This is a genomic window from Ochrobactrum sp. XJ1 (assembly GCF_024701725.1).
In the GTDB taxonomy this organism is placed as follows: domain Bacteria; phylum Pseudomonadota; class Alphaproteobacteria; order Rhizobiales; family Rhizobiaceae; genus Brucella; species Brucella anthropi.
The window spans coordinates 360,778-383,807 of the sequence record NZ_VDGD01000001.1; the positions used below are offsets into that span (position 1 = coordinate 360,778).

Here is a 23,030-nt window from a genome sequence, read left to right on the forward strand (position 1 = left end):
CAAATGACGCAACAGGTTCTTCCCTTTGTTGCCCGTCATATCGGGCCAAGACTGGAAGACGAGCGCGCAATGCTTGCAGCGCTCGGCCTTCCTTCCATGGAAACCCTTATCACCCAGGCGGTTCCAGCATCCATTCGTTTGAATCGCGCGCTCGATTTGCCAGCCGCTTTGAGCGAACATGCAGCGCTTGCGGAGCTCAATGAAATCATGGGCCGCAATGTGGTGAAGAAGAGCTTCATCGGCGCGGGCTATCATGGTGTGGAAACGCCACCCGTCATTCAGCGCAACCTGTTTGAGAATCCGGCCTGGTACACGGCTTATACGCCTTACCAGTCGGAAATCAGCCAGGGTCGTCTTGAGCTTCTTTTCCACTTTCAGACGCTGGTTGCTGAGCTTTCCGGCCTGCCGGTTGCCTGCGCATCGCTCCTGGATGAAGCGACTGCGGTTGCTGAAGCCATCGGCGTTGCTTGCCGTCACCACCGCGACAAGCGCAGCCGTATTCTGCTTGCAGGTGAACTGCACCCACAGACCGTCGATGTGATCAACACCCGCGCCGAACCGCTCGGCTGGGAGATCGAAACTGGCAGCACTGTCGATGACAATACCGCTGCCATCGTCGTGCCGTGGCCGGATACGCGTGGTGTCTATGGCGATTTCAGCAAGGTCATCGCCGATGCGAAAGCCAAGGGCGCCCTCGTCATCGCCGTTGCCGATCCGCTGGCATTGACCATTATGGAAGCGCCTGCCAGCTGGGGTGCCGACATGGCTGTAGGCTCCATGCAGCGTTATGGCGTTCCGATGGGCTTCGGCGGTCCGCACGCCGCGTATCTGGCGGTGTCCGAGCCTCTGACCCGCATCATTCCGGGCCGCATCGTCGGTCAGTCGGTTGATGCGCATGGTCGTGCGGCCTATCGTCTGGCGCTCCAGACTCGTGAACAGCATATCCGTCGCGACAAGGCCACGTCGAACATCTGCACTGCACAGGCACTGCTTGCCAATATGGCTGCATCTTTCGCGATCTGGCATGGCCCGGCAGGACTGCAGGCTATTGCTACACGCGTGGCCGGCCTTGCTGCACGCTTTGCGGCTGGCCTCAAAGCTGCTGGTGTCGAGATCGCAGGTGATAGCCTATTCGATACGGTAACGATTAAAGTTGCCGGTAAGGCTGCGAAGATTGCCGACGAAGCCGACAAGGGCGGTCGTCTGCTCCGCATCATTGATGCGGATACAGTTGGTGTCACCTTTGACGAAACCTCGACCGAGGAAGATCTTGCAGCACTCGCCGTTCTGTTCGGTGCCAAGTCGGTCGATGGCGACAAAGCTCTTGTTCCCGGCAAGGGGCGCGGTGAAGGTTTCCTCACGCAGGACGTGTTCCATTCGCACCGTTCCGAAACCGAGATGATGCGCTTCCTGCGTCGTCTGGCCGACAAGGATCTGGCGCTTGACCGTGCAATGATCCCGCTCGGTTCCTGCACCATGAAGCTCAATGCAGCGGCAGAAATGATGCCGGTGAGCTGGAATACGGTTGCAAACCTGCATCCATTCGCGCCTGCGGCCCAGACTGAAGGCTATGCGAAGATGACGGCTGACGTCGAAGCATGGCTTTGCGAAATCACCGGCTTTGCGGGTGTTTCGTTGCAGCCGAATGCAGGCAGTCAGGGCGAATATGCTGGTCTCCTGGCCATCCGCCACTATCACCAGTCACGCGGCGAAGGTCATCGCAACATCTGCCTTATCCCATCGTCTGCACATGGCACTAATCCGGCCAGTGCTTCGATGGCAGGCATGAGCGTTGTTGTGGTCAATTGCCGTCCGGATGGCGATATCGATATCGACGATCTCAAGGCCAAGGCCGAGAAGCATCGCGATAATCTCGCGGCGTTCATGATTACCTATCCGTCGACCTATGGCGTGTTCGAGGAAGGCATCAAGGCTTTCTGCGAAATCGTCCACGATAATGGCGGTCAGGTCTATTTCGATGGCGCAAACCTCAATGCACTCGTCGGCCTTGCGCGCCCTTGCGATATCGGCGCCGATGTCTGCCACATGAACCTGCACAAGACCTTCTGCATCCCGCACGGCGGTGGTGGTCCGGGCGTCGGTCCGATTGGTGTTGCCAAGCATCTGGTGCCTTACCTGCCGGGCCATGTGGATATCGGTTCCAAGCATGCGGTTTCGGCTGCACCGTTTGGTAGCGCATCCATTCTGGTCATCACGTGGATGTATATCCGCATGATGGGCGGCGCAGGTCTCAAGAAGGCAACCGAAGCTGCGATCCTCAATGCCAACTACATCGCGCATCGCCTGAAGGACGCCTATCCGATCCTTTACACCGGCGCGCATGATCGTGTGGCGCATGAGTGCATCGTCGATACGCGTGTTCTGAAGGACAGCGCAGGTGTGTCCGTGGAAGACGTGGCCAAGCGCCTCATCGACTATGGTTTCCATGCACCGACCATGTCCTGGCCGGTCGCCGGAACGCTGATGATCGAACCGACCGAGTCTGAGCCGAAGTCGGAAATCGACCGTCTCTGCGATGCGATGATCGCCATTGCGGGCGAAGCGAAGAAGGTTGCCGACGGCGTTTGGCCAGCAGATGACAATCCGCTTGCCAATGCACCGCACACGGCAGGCGATACACTGGCAACGGAATGGACGCATCCTTACACGCGTGAGGAAGCCGTATTCCCGGCAAGCGCGATCAATGGCGATTTCGATGCGACGGCAAAATACTGGCCGCCGGTCAGCCGTGTCGACAATGTCGGCGGCGACAGAAATCTCATCTGCTCGTGTCCGCCAGTAGCAGCCTACGGCTGAGATAAAATGTAGGTCTATTGATGGAAAGCGCCGCGGAAACGCGGCGCTTTTTTCTATGTTGCACCCACGTGTATTTGGCTGATTAACTGAGAATAAGTTAATTTGCAGAGTGGCGAATATAGTGAAGCTGATTCTTATGAATTAGTGTTTTTAAAACAGCAAGTTGCACAAGTTGCACATTTTTAGTGAAATGAGCCGCTATCCAGATTTTGGGCAAAAAAAGAGCCGGACTGAGAAGTCCGGCTAAGTTATGAAGGTGCCACATTGGGCAAACCTCCAGAGGGGAACACTTACCGCGCGCAATGGGAGGAGGCACAGCGGTAAGTGACTGTGATATGTATCACCTTGCTCCAATCTTCAACCCCTGAAACACGAAATTTTTGACCATTTCGGAAAATTCTGAAACTTTTCGAATTTCGGCCGTGTTCTTTGGCTTATTGGCCAGTATTTGTATCCTGTTACGGCTTCGGCGTGCTCCAAATCGAAACAATCGCTCGTTGCAAATACCAAGTGGGTTGCGACTAGCAAATCGGCCCGCAAAGTTTTGGGATGTATTCGCACTGGTTGATGACTAGGATGTCGTCGGGAACATTTTGGCATCGCTGCGAATGGGAGATTTCATGGATTTGCGGCTGCTTCTGCTTATGGTTGTCGCCGGGATAGGCTTCGGGGTTCTGTTAATTCATTTTCTGGGTGGAGGGCTTAAGCGTAGTATTCTTCCCGACGACGAAAGTGTCAAAGCGCGCTTTCATCTTGACTATCCTGAAATCAAAATCGGCGAGATTTGTTATACCGATGATCGTCGTACAGCATTTTTCCCGTTGCGTGGCGCATCCACAGGGCTCGTTCATAGCGTCGGGGACCGCTTTTTGACGCGATGCGTGACCGCCGCAGACGTCCTTGCTCTAGAGGATAAAGGCAATACCGAACTGATATTACATATGAAGGATTTTACTTGGCCCAAAGCGCGGTTTCTTTTCAGTAATGCTGAGGATCGGGAAAGAGTGATGGCCTGGCTTTCAGGTCCGTCTGGGGAGGGGAACCGACATGGATAGCAATCCGGTATTTTTCGATGTGACGCGTGTTGCGATCCCGCTTTATGTGCTGGGAATCCTGATTGAGCTCGTGGCAATCCGATATTGGCAACGCAAGGGCGAATTTGAGACAAGAGACGCTTTTACAAGCCTGTTGATGGGGGCGGGCAATGTTGCGGCGGGTTTGCTGCTCGGCTTCGTTTCCGTGACAGCGCTGCTTTGGGTTTGGCAGTTCCGCTTTCTTGATCTCGGCCTGCACTGGTGGGTATTTGTAGTCGCCTTCATCTTCGATGATTTGCGCTACTACTGCTATCATCGGATTGCGCATCGTGTGCGCTGGGTCTGGGCGGAACACGTCAACCACCACTCCAGTCAGCACTATAATCTCACGACGGCGCTGCGTCAGTCGTGGACAGGACAGATGACGGGCATGTTCGTGTTGCAAGTGCCGATGGTACTCATCGGATTTCACCCTGCGGTGATCGCCTTCGTCTATGGGTTCAATCTGATCTATCAATTCTGGATTCACACGGAAGCCATAGACAAACTACCGAGGCCTATCGAGTTCATCTTCAACACCCCGTCGCATCACCGCGTACATCACGCGACCAATCCGCGTTATCTTGATGCAAATTACGCTGGCACGCTGATTATCTGGGATCGCATGTTCGGCACTTTCGTGGAGGAATTACCGGAAGATATGCCGCGCTATGGCATCGTGAAAAATGTCGGCACATTTAATCCGGTGCGTGTGGCGTTTCACGAATGGGTTGGTATGTTTAAAGACGTATTCTCGTCAGGTCTCACCTTGCGGCAGCGCCTGATGTATATGATCGCGCCTCCCGGCTGGAGCCATGATGGCAGCCGCAAGACATCCGAAGATTTGAAAGCTGACTATGTCCGGCTTAATCCGTCGCAAGCCGGGAAAGCAGGTTTGCCCGAGGGATTTGAAACCTAGATCAGTTTGATTTCAGTGCGCAATCAACTGCTGTCTAAAAGTGCTTGGGCCATGGCTTCAGTGCATTTTCAATGACTTATGCAATCATCTCTGAACTTGGCAGACTATCATTCCTCGCTAACAAACGGACTCATAAGCTCCTGAAATAATTAGAATAATTCTAAAACATTCCTACGTTGGTCAACTTCATTTAGCTTGCAGCGCTGGCCGTGCGGATATAAAAAGATGACCAAATGGCGAAGGCTTCATGCCGGGTTTGAAGAGAAGCGACCGAGGGACAGGCCGATTTCTCTGTCTTTTGGATAGTTGGAATGCTCGTACCTTTTCTAATCATGTTCCGCGAAGGCGTGGAAGCAGCGCTGATCGTTGGCATTATTGCCAGTTATCTCCATCAGACTGGCCGCAGTGCCTGGATGCCAGTGGTCTGGATCGGCATATTGCTGGCATTGGCCATGTCGTTGGCCGTCGGCGCTATCCTGCAGCTTCTGAGTGCAGAATTCCCACAGAAGGCGCAGGAACTGTTTGAAGCCATTATTGGTCTGATTGCCGTTTTTGTGTTGACCTCGATGGTGTTCTGGATGCGCAAGGCGGCCCGTTCTATCAAGTCGGAACTGCATCATTCCATCGATGCAGCTTTTCAGACACCGACACATAAAGGTTTCGGCCTCATTCTGATGGTGTTCTTTGCTGTCGCACGCGAGGGGCTTGAATCGGTCTTCTTTCTGCTGGCGGCTTTCCAGCAGAGCGAAGGGGCGGCAGCACCGCTTGGCGCGCTTCTTGGCGTGTTGCTAGCTGCGGCAGTTGGCTACGGCATCTTTAAAGGCGGCTTGAAGCTGAACCTTCGCCGTTTCTTCCGCTGGACCGGCGTTTTCATTTTGATCATTGCGGCAGGCATTCTCGCCAATTCGGTCATGGCATTGCACGAAGCTGGCATCTGGAACCATTTCCAGACGGTCGTTTTCGATATGAGCGATATTCTCCCGCTCGACAGCACGCTTGGTTCAGTTCTTGCTGGCATTTTCGGTTACATCGCGACACCGACCGTCAGTGAAGTTGTTGCCTATGTAGCCTTCCTCGTTCCGGCGCTCATTCTGTTTCTGATGCCTGCAAATGCACCAGCAACGGCAAGCCAGGCCAAAACAAGCGCACAGTAAAAGAGATTTCAATGACGAATCCGAAACCTGCTGAACCCATGTCGCGCAATCTGGTCCGCATCGGACTGGCTTTCGCCGTGCTGTTGCTGCTCGCCGCTGGCGCTGCGTTTTATTATGCATCCCGTGTATCGGACAAAGCCCGCCATGCAGAAGCCGGTGACACAATACAGGTCGCGATCAACGCAAAAAGCTGCGAGCCGAACGAACTGACCGTTCCGGCCGGGCGCTCGGTATTCGAAATTGTCAATAAGTCCGACCGTACGGTCGAGTGGGAAATTCTCGACGGAGTAATGGTTCTTGAGGAGCGCGAAAATATTGCTCCTGGCTTCAAACAGACCATCACCGCCAAGCTGACGCCAGGCGAATACCAGATTACCTGCGGGCTTCTTTCCAATCCGCGCGGCAAGCTGATCGTGACTGCGACCGCTGCCAGTGAAGCGGAAAAGGGCAAGCTTCCGCTTACAGCTTTCATTGGTGCACTGGCTGAATATCAGATTTATCTGACCACAGAGGTTGCCGAATTCCAGAAATCGGTTTCGGCACTTTCCACGGCAATAGCCAGCGGTAATCTTGAGGCTGCGCAAACCGCCTACGGTCCGGCGCGAGAAGCCTATGCGCGCATTGCTCCCGTGTCGGAAGCGTTCTCCGATCTCGATACAGCTATCAATGCTCGTGCGGATTATTTTGAAAAGCGCGAGCAGGACCCTGCGTTCGGTGGTTTGCACCGTATCGAATACGGTTTGTTCGAACAGAAATCCGTCGATGGTCTGGCTCCTGTTGCTGGCAAGCTTGAGCAGGATGCCACTGCATTGAAAGAGCGCATTCGCGGGCTTCGGATTTCGCCGGATCGCATGATGGCGGGCACTGCTTCTGCATTGAACCGTTTTGCATCGACGGCGTCGGATGCTGGTGAAGACCGGTACGCTCACACCGATCTGCAGGCTTTGTCTGGCCTTCTTGAAGGCTCTGGCAAGACTGCCGATGTTCTGCGCCCCATTGTTATAAAGGCTGATCCGAAAGCCTTTGAAGGCATCGACAAGGACGCAGCTTCGATCAGGAAGCTGCTTGGTACGGGTGCTGAAGGCAATGGCTACAAGGCGTACGATGCTCTGTCGTCTGATGAAAAGACGAAAATTAAGGAAGGTGCGGCTCAACTCGCTGCACAGTTTACGAAACTCCGCGATCAGCTTGGGGTAGATTGATGACCAGAAAATTTTTCAAAACCGATAAGATTACCACAGAAGAGCCTGTTTCCGCCGGTCGCCGTGCACTGCTCCTCGGGGCTGGTGCAACCGGGGTTGCCGGAGCAGTTGCAGGCGTGCTTGCCCCGCAGACAGCCCATGCTCTTTCTTCGGAAAGCGTGACCAATGCGCCGGAAAGCGACAAGATTCACGAAAGCCAGCCTTTTTATGGGAAGCACCAGCCCGGTATCGTCACGCCGCGCCCTGCTGCGGGTCTCGTCGCTTCCTTTGATGTGTTGGCGCGTGACCGCGCCGAACTGGAACGCATGTTCAAACTGCTCACCGAGCGGGCAGAATTTTTGATGAAGGGTGGAGAACCACCGGAGCTTGATGCGAAGTTTCCGCCATCGGATTCCGGTATTCTTGGACCTGTCGTCACGCCGGATAACCTCACGGTTACGGTGGCGCTCGGCTCATCATTGTTCGATGATCGTTTCGGTTTGAAGCCGTTGAAGCCGAAACTTCTGCAGCGCATGACCGGTTTCCCCAACGACGCCCTGCAGAAGGACATCTGCCACGGGGACCTCGTCATTCAGTTCTGTTCGAATACGCCGGACACGAACATCCATGCGCTGCGCGACATCATGAAGAACATGCCTGATCTTCTGATGGTTCGCTGGAAGCAGGAAGGGACGGTTCCTGTGCAACCGCCGCATTCGCCCCGGGCGAAGGAAAGCGCACGAAACTTCCTCGGTTTCCGCGATGGATCCGCCAATCCGGATTCCGCCGATGATGCATTGATGAACCGCATCGTTTGGGTGCAGAAGCAAAATGAAGAGCCGGGCTGGGCCGCTAATGGCAGCTATATGGCTGTGCGCATCATTCGCAATTTTGTCGAACGCTGGGACCGCACGCCGCTGCAGGAGCAGGAAACCATTTTCGGACGCCGCAAGAATAGTGGCGCGCCATTCGACGGTAAAACCGAAGCCGATGTTCCCGATTATGCGAAGGATGCGGATGGCAAGGTGACGCCACTCGACTCGCATATCCGTTTGGCAAATCCGCGGGATGCCAATGCCGAGCAACACCTCATTCTGCGTCGGCCATTCAACTATTCAAACGGGGTCAGCAAATCAGGTCAGCTTGATATGGGGCTGCTCTTCATCGCCTATCAGGCCGATCTGGAGAAGGGCTTCATCACGGTCCAGAACCGTCTCAACGGCGAGCCGCTGGAAGAATACCTGAAACCGATTGGGGGCGGGTATTTCTTCGCGCTGCCTGGTGTTCAGGATCATAAGGACTACTACGCGCGCGCACTTTTGGAGGCAAGCGGTCCGCAAAATGCTGGCGGGTGAGGATCGCATCTCAAGTTTTTGATTTGACGCGCATTTCCCGCAATGCGCTTTATCTGGAGAGGCTAAACATGAAGTATCGTCTGCCATTGCTCGCATCGGCATGTGCCGTTGCCCTCACGCTCAGCTTCGGCGCAGCCAAGGCTGAAGTTTCGCCGCTGGACCTTGTTCAGCCGATTGCTGACTACAAAGTCTATGTGCAGGAAAACCTCGACGTTCTGGTAAAGGACACCAAGGCTTTCACTGACGCGGTCAAAGCAGGCGATTTGGAAAAGGCCAAGGAGCTTTATCCTTCATCGCGCGTCTCCTACGAAAAGATCGAGCCGATTGCCGAGCTTTTCGCCGATTTTGACGCTTCGATCGACAGCCGCGCCGATGACCATGAAAACGGCGAGAAGTCGGAAGACTTTATCGGGTTCCATCGCATCGAGTATGGCCTGTTTGCGCAGAATTCAACCGAAGGACTCGCTCCGGTTGCCGACAAGCTCTACGCAGATGTGCTGGAACTCCAGAAGCGTGTAAAAGACCTCACCGTTCCGCCAGAAAAGGTTGTTGGCGGAGCTGCTGCCCTGCTTGAAGAAGTGGCTGCAACCAAGATTTCCGGTGAGGAAGATCGTTACAGCCACACCGATCTTTGGGATTTCAAGGCCAATGTCGATGGCGCCCAGAAAATCGTCGAGCTCTTCAAGCCTTTGCTGGAAAAGGAAAATCCGGATCTCGTGAAGAAGGTGGAAGCCAACTTCAAGACTGTCGACGACATTCTTGCAAAGTACAAGAAGGGTGACGGCTACGAATCCTACGACAAGCTGTCGGATGATGATCGCAAGGCGCTTGCTGGTCCTGTGACCACGCTTGCCGAAGATCTTTCTACCCTGCGCGGGACGCTCGGCCTGAATTAAAAAGCGAACACTGAAATGGCGGGTTACCCCGCCATTTTCATGCGCTCATGCGCAGTTTGATTTCGGCATTGAGTAGAATGCGCTGTGTTTCTGGAAGTTCCAGTCGGTCATCCGTTGTTTCGCCCAGTGTTCGAAACAAGAGCTCAATCGCCAGCCGTCCGATTTCATTGTAATCCTGCGCCACTGTAGTGAGTGGAGGACACGTATATTCCGATAACGGATTATTGTCGTGACCGGCGACACGAACGTCGCAATCCTTGAGTCTGCCAATTTTCAGACCGGCCTGCCAGAGTGCACTCGTTACGCCAAAGGCGATGCGATCATTGGAGCACAGAACAGTGCTTGTCGGCAGGCGTCCCTTTTCGCGTAGAATTCTCGCGGTCTGCTCGAAGGCATAACGTTCGAAATCCCAGCTTCGGCTTTGTTCGAGGTCAATGATGCGTGGCTCATAACCAAGCTTTTCCATGGCTTGTCGATACGCATCTTGCCGCTTGATTGCATTGTTGTTGACCATCGGCATGGAAAAATAACAAGGCTCGCTGCCCGAGCGGCACAGATAATCGACAATCAGATGGAAGGATTTGAGATTGTCGGTGCCGACAAAGGGTGAGGTGCTGTCCAGCGGAGAGTCGACATAGACAATTGGAACGTGTTCCGCGAGACGTGCCAGCGTCGAATGTTGCGACTCTTCACCAAGCGGTGCGATGATGGCACCAGCGACATTGAGCGAACGCAGGGTTTCAATTGCCTGCTTTTCCAGCTCAGGCTTGCCATCGGATGACAGGACAATCGCAAGATAGCCGCGTTGCTCTGCGAGCGATTGCAATCGTTTCGTCATCGCCATGTAGAAATGATCGAGCTGGTTGGGGATAATTATACCCAGAATTGTCGTGCGACGTCGATTGAGGTTCACCGCGAAAAGATTGGGACGAAAGCCGGATTGCTTGATCGCCGCTTCAATCAGTTCGCGGGTCTTGGGACGGACGGACGACGGATCGCTGAAATATTTCGACACTGTCGGGCGGGAAAGCCCAACAAACTCCGAAAAATCCTCCATGGTGCGTATTGTTTTGCGCACGTCTTTACGTCCTGTTCGTCAGTTGTCGCGGCCTAGGTACACACGACGATGCTGTTTTCTGCGAAGCCGCCGCATAAACTGGAATGTGCTGATTTCTCGGGACAAAGTCTGGTCCCGGTTGCCGCTTCTGTAACGATTTCAGGATGTTCCTCCAGCTCCGCTCGCCGTTGTATTCCTCCAGGCGAAGTCCCGTCAAACTGTCAAAGGCGGGGCAAAACGTCAAGCAGTCAAATGTGTTCGCAGAGAATGATGCGGTGAATATCCATATATGCTAAAACAACGGTTCGTGAATTTGGCAGGTGGAAATGTCCGCGATTTCGGCCCTTGGAACTGTTCACAAAAGCGGTCGTTTCTTCTCGCAACGCAAAATTGAAAACCGTGCTTGACAAGCTACGGAAGCTCACGCCATAAATTTTACATATGTAAGAATTTTGCTATGCATTCGTAAAGGAGGAGACGAAATGCGGACCAAGTCTTATGTTGCAGGGCTTATTGCGTCTGCTGCAAGTGTTGCAGTTATGGCCGGGGCTGCGTGGGCGGAAGAGCTCACCATCGCGACGGTCAATAATGGTGACATGATCATCATGCAGAAGCTGTCGCCGGAGTGGGAAAAAGCCACCGGCAATAAAATCAACTGGGTTGTGCTTGAAGAAAACGTGCTGCGTCAGCGCGTCACGACCGATATCGCTACCAAGAGCGGCCAGTTCGATATCCTGACCATTGGTGGTTACGAGACGCCAATCTGGGGCAAGGCTGGCTGGCTTCTGTCGGTCGATGATCTTGGTGATGATTACGGCTATGACGATCTCATCAAGCCGGTTCGCGCCGGTCTGACGGTGGATGGCAAGCTTTACGCCGTGCCATTCTATGCCGAAAGCTCGTTTACGCTCTATCGCAAGGACTTGTTTGACGCGGCGGGCCTCAAGATGCCCGATGCGCCAACCTATGTGGAAATCAAGGATTTCGCGACCAAGCTGACCGACAAGTCGAAAGAGCAATATGGTCTCTGTCTGCGCGGAAAGCCGGGCTGGGGCGAAAACATGGCTTACCTTGGTACATTGATCAATACGTTCGGTGGCAGGTGGTTTGATGAAAACTGGAAGCCCCAGATCAATTCCGATGAATGGAAGAAGGCGATTAACTTCTACGTCGATCTGATGAAGGAAGCGGGCCCTCCCGGAATTACGTCAAACGGCTTCAACGAAAATCAGGCCCTGTTCTCGACCGGCCATTGCGCCATGTGGATCGACGCCACTTCGGCTGCCGGACGCATCTATGATCCGAAGCAGAGCCAGGTTGCCGACAAGGTTGCCTTTACCAAGGCGCCGGTCGAGGTGACGCCAAACGGTTCTTCATGGGCGTGGTCCTGGAACCTCGCAATTCCGGCATCGAGCAAGAAGGTGGAAGCCGCTAAGTCGTTCCTGAAATGGGCGACCTCCAAGGAATATGTCGAGCTCGTCGGCAAGTCCGAAGGCTGGGTTGCTGTTCCTCCGGGCACACGCCAGTCCACCTATGCCAATGAGGAATACAAGAAGGCAGCTCCCTTCGCGGATACGGTGCTGAAAGCCATCGAATCTGCCGATCCGACAAAGCCGACCAAGGACCCGGTCCCTTATACCGGCATCCAGTTTGTGGCCATTCCTGAATTCCAGGCCATCGGCACGCTGGTTGGACAGGCGATTTCGTCGGCTGTTGCCGGTCAGCAGAGCGTTGATGCGGCACTCGACGGTGCGCAGCGTCAGGTCGAACAGATCATGACGCAATCCGGTTACATCAAGTAGCCGTGAGATAAAGGTCTGCCGCCTTCGGTAGGAGGAGGGCGGCAGACCTGATTTTCGTAGAGGTTCGCCACGGTGAATCCGAAACGGGAAGGGGAGGATAAGTCCGAATGCCAGCAAACCATGCGTTGGCCGCAGGCACAAAATCACGCTTTGCAGCAAAGTCTCGTCGCAGTGTCCGCACTGGACCTCTGCTCGCTCCAGCAGTCATTCTGCTTTTGCTGTGGATGATCGTTCCACTGGCGATGACCTTGTGGTTCTCGTTTCAGTATTACAATCTCATCAATCCATTTATTACTGGTTTTGCCGGTTTCTCGAACTATTCCTTCCTGTTATCCGATCCGACCTTATGGTCCGCAATCGCCAAGACACTGATCCTTGTCGTGTCGGTTCTTGTGATATCGGTCGTCCTAGGTGTGCTGTTCGCGGTCATCTTCGATCAGGATTTCTGGGGCAAGAATATAGCGCGGCTTCTGGTCATTGCGCCGTTCTTCGTCATGCCAACCGTTTCGGCGCTGATCTGGAAAAACCTGCTGATGCATCCGGTGAACGGGCTGTTCGCCTTCATTTCACGCAGTTTCGGATTGCCGGTCATCGATTGGTTCTCACAGTTTCCAATGGCTTCCGTCATCATAATTGTGTCCTGGCAATGGGTGCCGTTTGCGGCGCTGATCCTGATGACGGCGATGCAGTCTCTTGATAGGGAACAGATGGAGGCTGCGCGCCTGGACGGGGCCAAAGGCCCGGTAATGTTCTATTATATCGTGCTGCCGCATTTGCTGCGCCCGATCTCGGTCGTCATCATGATCGAGACGATCTTTCTTCTGTCGGTGTTTGCGGAAATTCTTGTTACCACTTCGGGTGGACCGGGGATCGCCACGACGACGCTGACCTATTTCATCTATCTGAAAGCGCTCCTGCAATGGGATATCGGCGGCGCTTCCGCAGCCGGCGTCATCGCCATCATCCTTGCCAACATCGTTGCCGCGTTCCTGATCCGGACTGTCGCACGAAATCTGGATAATTAGGAGGGCTGACCGATGGCTGCAAAACGCAAGATCAACAAGGCTGCCGTCTCTGCCGGGATCATTGGCTGGATCGTGGCGTTGCTGATGTTCTTCCCGATCCTCTGGATGCTGCTTGCTGCATTCAAGACGGAAATTGACGCGGTGGCACCACCAAAACTGTTCTTCGAGCCAACGCTGGAGAATTTTGTCGCGGTCAATCAGCGTGCTGATTATTTCCGCTATGCCATGAACAGTGTCGTTGAAAGTCTGGGTGCGACTATTCTCTCGCTCATTATCGCGGTGCCCGCGGCTTATGCGGCAGCGTTCTTCCCCGGCAAGCGCACTAAAGACCTTCTTCTATGGATGCTGTCCACCAAGATGCTGCCTGCAGTCGGCGTGCTGGTGCCGATCTATCTTTTGGCACGCGATACTGGGCTTCTTGATACGCGCACCGGTCTCATCATCATCTTCACCCTGTCCAATCTGCCGATTGTGGTCTGGATGCTCTATTCCTTCTTCAAGGAAGTGCCCGGAGAAATCCTCGAAGCAAGCCGTATGGACGGTGCGAAAGTCGGCCAGCAGATACGCTATTTGCTTCTGCCGCTAAGCCTTCCGGGTATCGCGTCCACCGCGCTCCTTTCGATCATCCTTTGTTGGAATGAAGCGTTCTGGAGCCTGAATCTGACGGCTTCGCAAGCAGGCCCGCTTACCGCCTTCATAGCGTCCTTCTCGTCACCGGAAGGGTTGTTCTGGGCAAAACTCTCGGCAGCTTCCACGCTCGCCATCGCGCCAATACTTGTCTTCGGATGGGTCACGCAGCGCCAGCTGGTGCGCGGCCTCACTTTCGGCGCAGTGAAATAAAGGGAATGAAATGGCTACACTATCACTGAAAAACGCCACCAAGTCCTTTGGCAATATTGATGTCATCAAAGGTGTCGATCTCGACATTGCAGACCGCGAATTCGTGGTTTTCGTCGGGCCATCCGGTTCGGGCAAGTCAACGCTTCTGCGCATGATTGCTGGGCTTGAGGAAATTACCGGCGGAGACCTCACGATTGATGGTGAGCGTATCAACGATACGCCGCCGGATGAGCGTGGTCTTGCCATGGTTTTCCAGACCTATGCGCTCTATCCGCATATGAATGTGCGCGACAATATGGGTTTTGCGCTGAAACTTGCAGGTGTTGCCAAAGCGGAACGTGATCGCAAGGTGGAAGAGGTTGCAAAAACGCTGCAGCTTGACCAATTGCTTGACCGCAAGCCGAAACAGCTTTCCGGCGGTCAGCGTCAGCGTGTTGCCATTGGACGCGCAATGGTGCGCGAACCGAAGATTTTCCTGTTCGATGAGCCGCTGTCCAATCTCGATGCCGCGCTCCGCGTGCAGATGCGTATTGAATTGGCGCGCCTGCACGACCGGCTCAATGCGACGATGATCTATGTCACGCATGATCAGGTGGAAGCGATGACGCTCGCACACAAGATCGTGGTTCTCCGCGACGGGAAGGTGGAGCAGGTAGGATCGCCACTGGAGCTTTATCATCATCCGGTCAATCGTTTTGTGGCTGGTTTTATCGGTTCACCGACCATGAACTTCATCGAAGTCAAAGCCAGTGCCGTCGATACCGACGGGGTGACAGTTCAGCTTGCAAATGGACGTTCGGTCAAAGCGCCTGTCAAAAGCGAAGGCGTAAGCGCTGGGGCGCCGCTGGTTCTCGGTATTCGTCCGGAACATCTTCATCCGGCAGCGGATGGTATCCTCGAAGGTGAGATCATGGTTGTCGAGCGCCTTGGTGGTGAGACCTATCTCTATGTGCAAAATGAAAGCGCAACCGGACTGATTGTTGCGGAGGCGGGCGGTGGCAGCGCAGCACGTGCACACGAAACGGCGAAACTGGGTTTTGACCCGACCGACGCGCATTTGTTTACACCCGATGGCAAGGCTTTGGAGCGCTTTGAACGGCATCCATTATTGCTGACGGAAAAGAAAACGCACCTGTGAGTGCAGGCTGCAATATCCCGGAGTATCCCCATGCGACTTAAAGACAAGGTGGCCCTCATCACTGGTGCTGCGCGCGGTATCGGACTTGGCTTCGCTGAAGCCTATGCGCGCGAGGGCGCGAGGGTTATTATTGCCGATATTAATATTGAGCGGGCAGAGGAGGCCGCACGCGGCATCGGTTCATCGGTCAAGGCGGTAAAGCTTGACGTGACCGACCTCAGTCAGATTGACAAGGTCGTTGCAGAGATCGACGCGGAATATGGCGGCATCGATATTCTGGTCAACAATGCCGCGATCTTCGATATGGCTCCTATCAACGAACTGACCGAAGACAGTTATGAGCGTGTGCTCGGTATCAATCTCAAGGGACCGCTTTTCATGATGAAGGCGGTCTCGAACGTGATGATCAAGCGCGGACGCGGCGGCAAGATCATCAATATGGCGAGCCAGGCCGGTCGTCGCGGCGAGGCGCTGGTGACCCTCTATTGCGCGTCTAAGGCCGCCATCATTTCCGCCACGCAGTCGGCTGCTTTGGCGCTAGTCAAGCATGGCATCAATGTCAATGCGATTGCACCGGGCGTGGTCGACGGTGAACATTGGGACGTGGTGGATGCGAATTTTGCCAAATGGGAAGGTCTGAAGCCGGGTGAGAAAAAAGCGGCGGTAGCGAAGTCCGTTCCAATCGGTCGCTTCGCGACGCCGGAAGATATTACCGGCATGGCCGTTTTCCTTGCATCATCTGATAGCGACTACATCCTCGCCCAGACCTTCGGCGTTGACGGTGGCAACTGGATGGCTTGAGACAGGGCCGGGACACACAATGAAAGCGATCTATTTTACAGGCCACGGCGAAGCCGGACTGACTGATCTGCCGGAGCCAGCATTGCGGCCGGGACACGCCTTGATCGACGTCAGGGCGTCGGGTTTGTGTCACACCGACATAGATGTTTTGCATGGCCGCTATGGGTCCAGCGCATTTCCGCTGGTGCCAGGGCATGAATATGCGGGCATTGTGGTCGCGGTGGCGGAAGACGTGACCAATGTGAAGGTGGGCGACCGCATTGCGGTCGATCCGAATATTCCCTGCGGTCATTGCCGTGCCTGCCTCAAGGGACTGACCAATCTGTGCTCGGACTTAAAGGCCTATGGGGTAACCCATAATGGTGGCTTTGCAGGCATGAGCCTTGTCGATGCCAGCCATCTCCATTCCATTGGCAATCTGCCTTTTGACGTAGCAGCACTCGCGGAACCACTTGCCTGTGTCCTCAACGGTCTTGGCGCAGCGGAACTGAAAATCGGCTCACAAGGTGCCGAAAATGCACTCGTCTTCGGTGCAGGCCCGATTGGCTTGTTGCTAGCCTTATCGTTGAAGGCGCAAAGCGTGCAACAGGTTGCCGTGGCTGACATCAACGAACACCGTCTGACTTTTGTCGAAAGTCTCGGCCTTGAGCCAGTCGTGTCGGGCTCGGAAATGCTGGATAAGCGTAAGCGCAGTTTCGATTTTGTTGCCGATGCGACCGGTATCGCCAAGGTCGTTGAAAGCATGATTGGCTTCACGGCTGACGGTGGTACGGTGCTGGTGTTTGGCGTTTGCGCACCTGACGCGCGGATTTCGATTGCGCCTTTCGACATTTTCCGTCGTCAGATCCGAATTGCCGGGTCACATTCGCTGAACCGCAACATTCCGCAGGCCTTGGAAATCCTGAAAAAGGACAAGGGCGAAATGGCGCGCCTCGTTTCGCATCGGCTGCCGCTCAGTGAAATGCTGTCGTTCTTCACCAAGCACGGTGGCGATCCAGCTACGATGAAAGTCCAGTTCGTACCCGATTGAATTGAAGGAAATCGTCATGACCAAGCTGTCGCGCGCAACGCTCCAGAGCTTCGACAAGGTACACAAACCCGGCTACGATCCAACCGGTTTGAAACCGGGCATCGTGCATTTCGGCGTCGGCAATTTTCATCGCGCTCACCAGGCTGTCTATCTGGACGATCTGTTCGGAATGGGTGAGGGGCACGATTGGGCGCTGGTCGGCGCTGGTGTGCGTGGCAGTGATGATGCCATGCGGGACACGCTCAAGGCGCAAGACTGGCTTACCACAGTTGTCGAACAGGAAGCCGATTATGCGGGGGCAAGGATTACCGGTTCCATGATCGATTATGTAACCATATCGACCGAAGAAGGGCGAAAGGCTTTGATGGCCTATCTCACATCGCCCTCTACTCGCATTGTTTCCATGACGATCACTGAAGGTGGTTATTATATCGATCCGGCCAGCCAGACCTTTGATCCTGCTCATCCTGATATTGTGGCAGATGCCACTCATCCGGACCAGCCAAAGACCGTGTTCGGCTTAATCGTGCAGGCACTGAAACTGCGCAAGACGGCGGGTGTTCAACCTTTCACCGTCATGTCGTGCGATAACATTCCGGGCAACGGGCATGTGACGGAAGATGCCGTCACCGGCCTCGCGAAGCTTAGTGATCCGGCCTTTGCCGACTGGATTTCAGCTAATGTCGCATTTCCGAATTCCATGGTGGATCGCATTACGCCAGCCACTGGTGCACGCGAGCGTGAAATCGCTGCGAAAGATTTCGGGGTTGAAGATGGCTGGCCGGTCTTTTGCGAAGTTTTCAAGCAGTGGGTGGTAGAGGACAATTTCCCCACTGGGCGTCCTGCGTTGGAAAAAGTCGGTGTCACGTTCACTGATCAGGTCGCTGCTTATGAACTGATGAAAATCCGCATTCTGAACGGCGGTCATGCAGCCATTGCCTATCCGGGTGGACTGCTCGACATTCACTTCGTGCATGAGGCGATGGAGCATCCGCTGATCCGGCGCTATCTGGAAAAGCTCAGCAAGGATGAGATCATTCCGGAAGTGCCACCCGTGCCGGATACCAATCTCGAAGACTATCGCATCCTCATCGACGAACGCTTCGCCAATCCAAGCATCGGCGATACGATCCGCCGCCTTTGCCTTGATGGCTCCAACCGTCAGCCGAAGTTCATTCTGCCCACTGCTTCTGATCGGGTGGCAGAAGGCAAGTCTGTGACAGGGCTGGCGCTTGTTTCCGCATTCTGGTGTCGTTACTGCTATGGCACGACCGATAGCGGCACGGTTATTGAGCCGAACGATCCGTCATGGGACCGCCTGAAAAAGCAGGCGGCTCTTGCAAAAAGCAATCCGGCGGCATGGCTTGCGATGGATGATATCTTTGGCTCGCTCGCTTCAAATCCAGCTTATGTGGCGGCTTTTTCATCCGCACTTCTGCGCATCTGGCAGGATGGGACTGTCAAAACGCTCGAGCGTTATCTGGCAAGTGAGCCGCTATAACTGAAAATTACAATGCGCCCGGATAGACCCTTACCGGGCGGTTGTCCTTGACCGACTCCATCACCACAAATGTCGATGTGCTTGCGACATTGGGCAGGCTCGATATCTTTTCGCCCAGCACCTCGCGGTAACGCCGGATGTTGGGCGTTCGCACCTTCAGAAGATAGTCGAAAGAGCTTGCGATCATATGGCATTCTTCGACTTCACGTATCTTGCGCACGGCCGTGTTGAACGCCTCAAGCGCGGCTTCGCGTGTGTCGGAAAGCTTGACCGTCGTGAAGGCGATATGATCGAGACCGAGTTTCTCAGGGTCGATGGCCGCACGAAAGCCGACAATATAGCCTTCATCGACCAGTCGTTTCAGCCTTGCCTGGCATGGTGTCTTGGAAAGACCGACCTTTTTCGAGAGTTCCGTGACAGGAATGCGTCCGTCTTCGCTCAATACTTCCAGAATACGCCGATCGAACTGGTCCAGATCGTCTACAGAATCTATCTTTCGCATTCTTTTAGCCTACTTTGGAGCCTATAATAAGATCGATAATCCTTTATATGGAGCAAATGAAGGCAGAATGCAATTTGCACAAATGATAGTGTGCGCCCACTTAAAGCAGAGCTAAACTGGGCAAAGACGCTCGGGGCTGTTTTCATTTGTGAGCATTGCACCATGACCGACACCATACCCGCTCCTATCAATCCGGTTTTCCAGAATTTTGCGCCGCCGATCCGCGAGCAAAGCGCACTGAGGCAGGCGATTACCGCCGCTTATCGCCGCCCGGAAGCTGAATGCGTTTCCGCGCTGGCTGCACAGGCCGCCTTGCCGGAAGAAACAGCCAAGCAAGTCCGTTCCACGGCTCGCAAGCTGATTGAAGCGCTGCGCGCCAAGCACAAGGGTACAGGCGTCGAAGGCCTGGTTCATGAATATTCGCTGTCGAGCCAGGAAGGTGTGGCGCTCATGTGCCTTGCCGAAGCGCTGCTGCGTATTCCGGACATGGCGACGCGTGATGCGTTGATCCGTGACAAGATTTCGAATGGCGACTGGAAATCTCATATCGGTGGTGGTCGTTCGCTCTTCGTCAATGCTGCAACCTGGGGACTTGTCGTTACCGGCAAGCTGACCAACACGGTCAATGATCGCGGCCTGTCAGCTGCCCTGACACGTTTGATCGCTCGTTGCGGCGAACCTGTCATTCGTCGCGGTGTAGACATGGCCATGCGGATGATGGGCGAACAGTTTGTCACCGGCGAAACCATCGACGAAGCTTTGAAGCGCGCCAAGCCGCTGGAAGAACGCGGCTTCCGCTATTCCTACGACATGCTGGGCGAAGCCGCGACCACCGCTGCCGACGCCGAGCGTTACTACAAGGATTACGAAACCGCCATTCACGCCATTGGTCGCGCTTCCGCCGGTCGCGGCATCTATGACGGCCCCGGCATTTCCATCAAGTTGTCCGCTTTGCATCCGCGCTATGTCCGCGCGCAAAGCGAACGCGTCATGGGAGAGCTGCTGCCGAAGGTGAAGGCGCTGGCCGCTATCGCCAAGTCCTATAATATCGGTCTCAACATCGATGCCGAGGAGGCAGACCGTCTGGAACTGTCGCTTGATCTGTTGCAGAGCCTGATCGAAGATCCGGATCTGGCAGATTGGGAAGGCATCGGCTTCGTGGTGCAGGCCTACGGCAAGCGCTGCCCGTTCGTGCTCGATTTCATCATCGATATGGCCCGTCAGAACAAGCGCCGCGTCATGGTTCGTCTGGTGAAGGGTGCCTATTGGGACGCCGAAATCAAGCGCGCACAGGTTGACGGTCTGGAAGACTTCCCGGTTTATACCCGCAAGGTACATACCGACGTTTCCTACATTGCATGCGCACGCAAGCTTCTTGCGGCGACAGATGCTGTTTTCCCGCAGTTTGCAACGCATAATGCGCAGACGCTGGCCACCATCTATCATTTGGCTGGTCCAGATTTCAAAACCGGAAAGTTCGAGTTCCAGTGCCTGCATGGTATGGGTGAGCCGCTTTATGATGAAGTCGTAGGTGCCGAAAAGCTCGGCCGTCCGGCCCGCATCTATGCGCCGGTCGGCACACATGAAACGCTTCTGGCCTACCTTGTTCGCCGACTTCTCGAAAACGGTGCGAACTCGTCTTTCGTCAATCGCATCGGCGATGAAAGTGTCTCCGTCGATGAGCTGATCGCGGATCCGGTTGATGTCGTTCGCTCAATGGCTGTCGTCGGAGCACGCCACGACCAGATTGCCCTGCCGGAGAATCTCTATGGCGCTCGCAAGAACTCTGACGGTTTCGACCTGTCGAACGAAGTCACGCTCGCTGAACTCAGCAAGATTCTGAAAGACAGCGCTGACCGCGTGTGGACATCGGAACCTCAGCTTGCCGGAACCAAGGTAAAAGGCACCAGCCGCTCGGTTCTCAACCCCGGTGACCGGAACGATGTTGTCGGTACGGTGACGGAGATCGCCGAAGAAGATGTGGCGAAAGCCATGAAAGCTGCACAGAAGGCAACGGCAAGTTGGTCTGCGGTTGCGCCAGCCGAACGTGCGGCTTGTCTTGAGCGCGCAGCGGATATCATGCAGCGTGATATGCCGGTTCTGCTTGGCCTCATCATGCGCGAAGCCGGCAAATCCATGCCGAACGCGATTGCTGAAGTGCGCGAAGCCATCGATTTCCTGCGTTATTATGCAGAGCAGACCCGTCGTACGCTGGGCGTCGGCCACAAGGCGCTTGGACCTATCGTCTGCATTAGCCCGTGGAACTTCCCGCTGGCGATCTTTACCGGTCAGATCGCAGCCGCACTCGTTGCAGGCAATCCCGTGCTGGCAAAGCCTGCCGAAGAAACGCCGCTGATTGCAGCACAGGGTGTTCGCATCCTGCACGAGGCTGGCATTCCAGCGGATGCGCTGCAACTTCTGCCGGGGGATGGCCGCATTGGGGCCGCGCTGGTTGCTGCGGAAGAGACTTGCGGCGTGATGTTCACCGGTTCGACCGAAGTGGCGCGCCTCATTCAGGCTCAGCTTGCCTCGCGCCTGTTGCCGAACGGCAAGCCAATCCCGCTGATTGCCGAGACCGGTGGTCAGAATGCAATGATCGTGGATTCGTCCGCTCTGGCCGAGCAGGTCGTGTTCGACGTGATTGCATCGGCATTCGACAGTGCGGGTCAGCGTTGTTCGGCGCTCCGCGTTCTCTGCCTGCAGGAAGATGTCGCAGATCGTATCCTGACGATGCTGAAGGGCGCGCTCAGGGAACTTTCCATCGGCCGCACCGACAAGCTGAAGGTGGACATTGGGCCGGTTATCACTGATGAAGCCAAGAACATCATCGAAAAGCACGTTCAGGGTATGCGCGATCTCGGTCGCAAGGTTGAGCAGCTTCCGCTTGGTCCTGAAACCCAGAATGGAACTTTCGTTGCACCGACCATTGTCGAGATCAATTCGCTTCGCGATCTGAAGCGGGAAGTCTTTGGCCCGGTTCTGCATGTCGTGCGCTACAAGCGCGATGATATGGAGCGCCTGATCGATGATATCAATGCGACCGGCTACGGGCTTACTTTCGGCCTGCATACGCGCCTTGATGAGACCATCGCCAATGTTGCGGATCGTATCCGTGTCGGAAACGTCTATATCAACCGCAATGTTATTGGCGCGATTGTCGGCGTGCAGCCATTCGGCGGACGCGGCATGTCCGGCACTGGTCCAAAGGCAGGTGGTCCGCTCTATCTCGGACGTCTCGTGGAAACAGCTCCAATCCCGCCGCGTCATAGCTCGGTTCACACTGATCCGGCGCTCAAGGATTTTGCGAAATGGCTTGGCCAACGCGGCATGAACGATCTGGCTCAGGCTGCGCGCGACACCGGTAGCGCTTCGGCTCTCGGTCTTGACCTTGAATTGCCGGGTCCTGTTGGCGAGCGCAATCTTTATGCGCTGCATCCGCGTGGAAATATCCTGCTGGTTCCGCAAACGGAAGCAGGCCTTTATCGCCAGATGACGGCTGCCCTCGCTACGGGCAATACTGTGTATGTCGACGAGGCTTCAGATTTGCGGAATGTCCTGAAAGATGTTCCAGCTTCAGTCGCAGCGCGCACGATCTGGACGAATAACTGGGAATCGGACGCACCGTTCGCTGGAGCGTTGGTCGAAGGGAACGCTGAACGCATTGTCGAGATCAACAAGAAGCTTGCAACGCTTCCCGGACCGTTGGTTCTGACACAAGCCGCCTCCACGGAAGAACTGGCAGACAACCCGGATGCCTATTGTCTCAACTGGTTGCTGGAAGAAGTTTCGACTTCGATCAACACCACGGCAGCTGGTGGCAATGCCAGCTTGATGGCAATTGGCTGATCTCCTTGGGGACAGGCAACAACTAAAAGGCGGCTTAGGCCGCCTTTTTCTTTTATCGATATAAGTTTGCATGGCTGTGCAAATGATAGTTGA

Annotated in this window: 17 protein-coding genes; 15 read left to right on the top strand and 2 right to left on the bottom strand. The window is 55.0% G+C overall.

Annotated features, from left to right (window positions below; translation table 11 throughout):
* Positions 1-3 precede the first annotated feature (3 nt).
* From gcvP to efeO (FG152_RS01830), 7 genes are all read left to right on the top strand, one after another.
* Entirely contained in the window at positions 4-2,817 is a 2,814-nt protein-coding gene (gcvP, locus tag FG152_RS01800; RefSeq protein WP_010659048.1) for an aminomethyl-transferring glycine dehydrogenase, read from the top strand.
* A gap of 620 nt (positions 2,818-3,437) precedes the next feature.
* Positions 3,438-3,872, top strand: coding sequence for a hypothetical protein (locus FG152_RS01805; protein WP_036563560.1), 435 nt, complete (start codon positions 3,438-3,440; stop codon positions 3,870-3,872).
* Positions 3,865-4,809 carry a sterol desaturase family protein gene (locus FG152_RS01810; protein WP_010659046.1) on the top strand — a complete coding sequence of 315 codons (945 nt, stop codon included), beginning with the start codon at positions 3,865-3,867 and terminating at the stop codon, positions 4,807-4,809. The genes FG152_RS01805 and FG152_RS01810 overlap by 8 nt, the downstream gene beginning before the upstream one ends.
* A gap of 311 nt (positions 4,810-5,120) precedes the next feature.
* Positions 5,121-5,963 (top strand): iron uptake transporter permease EfeU, encoded by an 843-nt coding sequence (gene efeU / locus FG152_RS01815; protein WP_010659045.1) that lies wholly within the window; start codon positions 5,121-5,123, stop codon positions 5,961-5,963.
* Positions 5,964-5,974: 11 nt separating this feature from the next.
* Positions 5,975-7,165: an iron uptake system protein EfeO gene (efeO, locus tag FG152_RS01820; RefSeq protein ID WP_010659044.1), complete on the top strand. Its 1,191-nt coding sequence runs from the start codon at positions 5,975-5,977 to the stop codon at positions 7,163-7,165.
* Positions 7,165-8,499 (top strand): iron uptake transporter deferrochelatase/peroxidase subunit, encoded by a 1,335-nt coding sequence (gene efeB / locus FG152_RS01825; protein ID WP_010659043.1) that lies wholly within the window; start codon positions 7,165-7,167, stop codon positions 8,497-8,499. Before efeO (FG152_RS01820) ends, efeB begins: the two co-directional genes overlap by 1 nt.
* Positions 8,500-8,567: 68 nt before the next feature.
* The gene (gene efeO, locus FG152_RS01830; protein ID WP_498985116.1) at positions 8,568-9,395 is read left to right on the top strand and encodes an iron uptake system protein EfeO; all 828 of its coding nucleotides are present in this window, start codon (positions 8,568-8,570) and stop codon (positions 9,393-9,395) included.
* Between the two features lie 37 nt (positions 9,396-9,432).
* On the opposite strand, the gene FG152_RS01835 is transcribed toward efeO (FG152_RS01830), so the two are convergent.
* Entirely contained in the window at positions 9,433-10,452 is a 1,020-nt protein-coding gene (locus FG152_RS01835; RefSeq protein ID WP_010659041.1) for a LacI family DNA-binding transcriptional regulator, read from the bottom strand.
* Positions 10,453-10,934: 482 nt separating this feature from the next.
* Between FG152_RS01835 and FG152_RS01840 the strand changes: the two genes are divergently transcribed.
* From FG152_RS01840 to FG152_RS01870, 7 genes are all read left to right on the top strand, one after another.
* On the top strand, positions 10,935-12,254 hold the full coding sequence (locus tag FG152_RS01840) for an ABC transporter substrate-binding protein (RefSeq protein WP_010659040.1): 1,320 nt from the start codon (positions 10,935-10,937) through the stop codon (positions 12,252-12,254).
* Between the two features lie 107 nt (positions 12,255-12,361).
* Positions 12,362-13,279, top strand: a complete 918-nt coding sequence (locus tag FG152_RS01845) for a carbohydrate ABC transporter permease (RefSeq protein WP_010659039.1) — start codon at positions 12,362-12,364, stop codon at positions 13,277-13,279.
* Positions 13,280-13,291: 12 nt separating this feature from the next.
* On the top strand, positions 13,292-14,119 hold the full coding sequence (locus tag FG152_RS01850; RefSeq protein WP_010659038.1) for a carbohydrate ABC transporter permease: 828 nt from the start codon (positions 13,292-13,294) through the stop codon (positions 14,117-14,119).
* Positions 14,120-14,129: 10 nt separating this feature from the next.
* Positions 14,130-15,257 (top strand): ABC transporter ATP-binding protein, encoded by a 1,128-nt coding sequence (locus FG152_RS01855; protein ID WP_151606383.1) that lies wholly within the window; start codon positions 14,130-14,132, stop codon positions 15,255-15,257.
* A gap of 30 nt (positions 15,258-15,287) precedes the next feature.
* Positions 15,288-16,058, top strand: a complete 771-nt coding sequence (locus FG152_RS01860; RefSeq protein ID WP_010659036.1) for an L-iditol 2-dehydrogenase — start codon at positions 15,288-15,290, stop codon at positions 16,056-16,058.
* A gap of 19 nt (positions 16,059-16,077) precedes the next feature.
* Positions 16,078-17,088, top strand: a complete 1,011-nt coding sequence (locus tag FG152_RS01865; protein WP_010659035.1) for a zinc-dependent alcohol dehydrogenase family protein — start codon at positions 16,078-16,080, stop codon at positions 17,086-17,088.
* A 16-nt stretch (positions 17,089-17,104) separates the two neighbouring features.
* Positions 17,105-18,589: a mannitol dehydrogenase family protein gene (locus tag FG152_RS01870; RefSeq protein WP_010659034.1), complete on the top strand. Its 1,485-nt coding sequence runs from the start codon at positions 17,105-17,107 to the stop codon at positions 18,587-18,589.
* Between the two features lie 7 nt (positions 18,590-18,596).
* On the opposite strand, the gene FG152_RS01875 is transcribed toward FG152_RS01870, so the two are convergent.
* Positions 18,597-19,091 (bottom strand): Lrp/AsnC family transcriptional regulator, encoded by a 495-nt coding sequence (locus tag FG152_RS01875; protein ID WP_010659033.1) that lies wholly within the window; start codon positions 19,089-19,091, stop codon positions 18,597-18,599.
* Positions 19,092-19,253: 162 nt separating this feature from the next.
* On the opposite strand from FG152_RS01875, the gene putA reads away from it, so the two are divergent.
* Positions 19,254-22,937, top strand: coding sequence for a trifunctional transcriptional regulator/proline dehydrogenase/L-glutamate gamma-semialdehyde dehydrogenase (gene putA, locus FG152_RS01880; RefSeq protein WP_010659032.1), 3,684 nt, complete (start codon positions 19,254-19,256; stop codon positions 22,935-22,937).
* Positions 22,938-23,030 lie beyond the last annotated feature (93 nt).

Excerpts from the sequence above, each read along its gene's own strand:
- efeO (WP_010659044.1), top strand. The coding sequence starts at position 5,975 with ATGACGAATCCGAAACCTGCTGAACCCATGTCGCGCAATCTGGTCCGC.
- efeU (WP_010659045.1), top strand. The coding sequence starts at position 5,121 with ATGCTCGTACCTTTTCTAATCATGTTCCGCGAAGGCGTGGAAGCAGCG.
- FG152_RS01875 (WP_010659033.1), bottom strand. The coding sequence starts at position 19,091 with ATGCGAAAGATAGATTCTGTAGACGATCTGGACCAGTTCGATCGGCGT.
- FG152_RS01805 (WP_036563560.1), top strand. The coding sequence starts at position 3,438 with ATGGATTTGCGGCTGCTTCTGCTTATGGTTGTCGCCGGGATAGGCTTC.
- gcvP (WP_010659048.1), top strand. The coding sequence starts at position 4 with ATGACGCAACAGGTTCTTCCCTTTGTTGCCCGTCATATCGGGCCAAGA.
- FG152_RS01810 (WP_010659046.1), top strand. The coding sequence starts at position 3,865 with ATGGATAGCAATCCGGTATTTTTCGATGTGACGCGTGTTGCGATCCCG.
- FG152_RS01860 (WP_010659036.1), top strand. The coding sequence starts at position 15,288 with ATGCGACTTAAAGACAAGGTGGCCCTCATCACTGGTGCTGCGCGCGGT.
- efeO (WP_498985116.1), top strand. The coding sequence starts at position 8,568 with ATGAAGTATCGTCTGCCATTGCTCGCATCGGCATGTGCCGTTGCCCTC.
- putA (WP_010659032.1), top strand. The coding sequence starts at position 19,254 with ATGACCGACACCATACCCGCTCCTATCAATCCGGTTTTCCAGAATTTT.
- FG152_RS01850 (WP_010659038.1), top strand. The coding sequence starts at position 13,292 with ATGGCTGCAAAACGCAAGATCAACAAGGCTGCCGTCTCTGCCGGGATC.
- FG152_RS01840 (WP_010659040.1), top strand. The coding sequence starts at position 10,935 with ATGCGGACCAAGTCTTATGTTGCAGGGCTTATTGCGTCTGCTGCAAGT.
- FG152_RS01835 (WP_010659041.1), bottom strand. The coding sequence starts at position 10,452 with ATGGAGGATTTTTCGGAGTTTGTTGGGCTTTCCCGCCCGACAGTGTCG.
- FG152_RS01855 (WP_151606383.1), top strand. The coding sequence starts at position 14,130 with ATGGCTACACTATCACTGAAAAACGCCACCAAGTCCTTTGGCAATATT.
- FG152_RS01845 (WP_010659039.1), top strand. The coding sequence starts at position 12,362 with ATGCCAGCAAACCATGCGTTGGCCGCAGGCACAAAATCACGCTTTGCA.
- FG152_RS01865 (WP_010659035.1), top strand. The coding sequence starts at position 16,078 with ATGAAAGCGATCTATTTTACAGGCCACGGCGAAGCCGGACTGACTGAT.
- efeB (WP_010659043.1), top strand. The coding sequence starts at position 7,165 with ATGACCAGAAAATTTTTCAAAACCGATAAGATTACCACAGAAGAGCCT.
- FG152_RS01870 (WP_010659034.1), top strand. The coding sequence starts at position 17,105 with ATGACCAAGCTGTCGCGCGCAACGCTCCAGAGCTTCGACAAGGTACAC.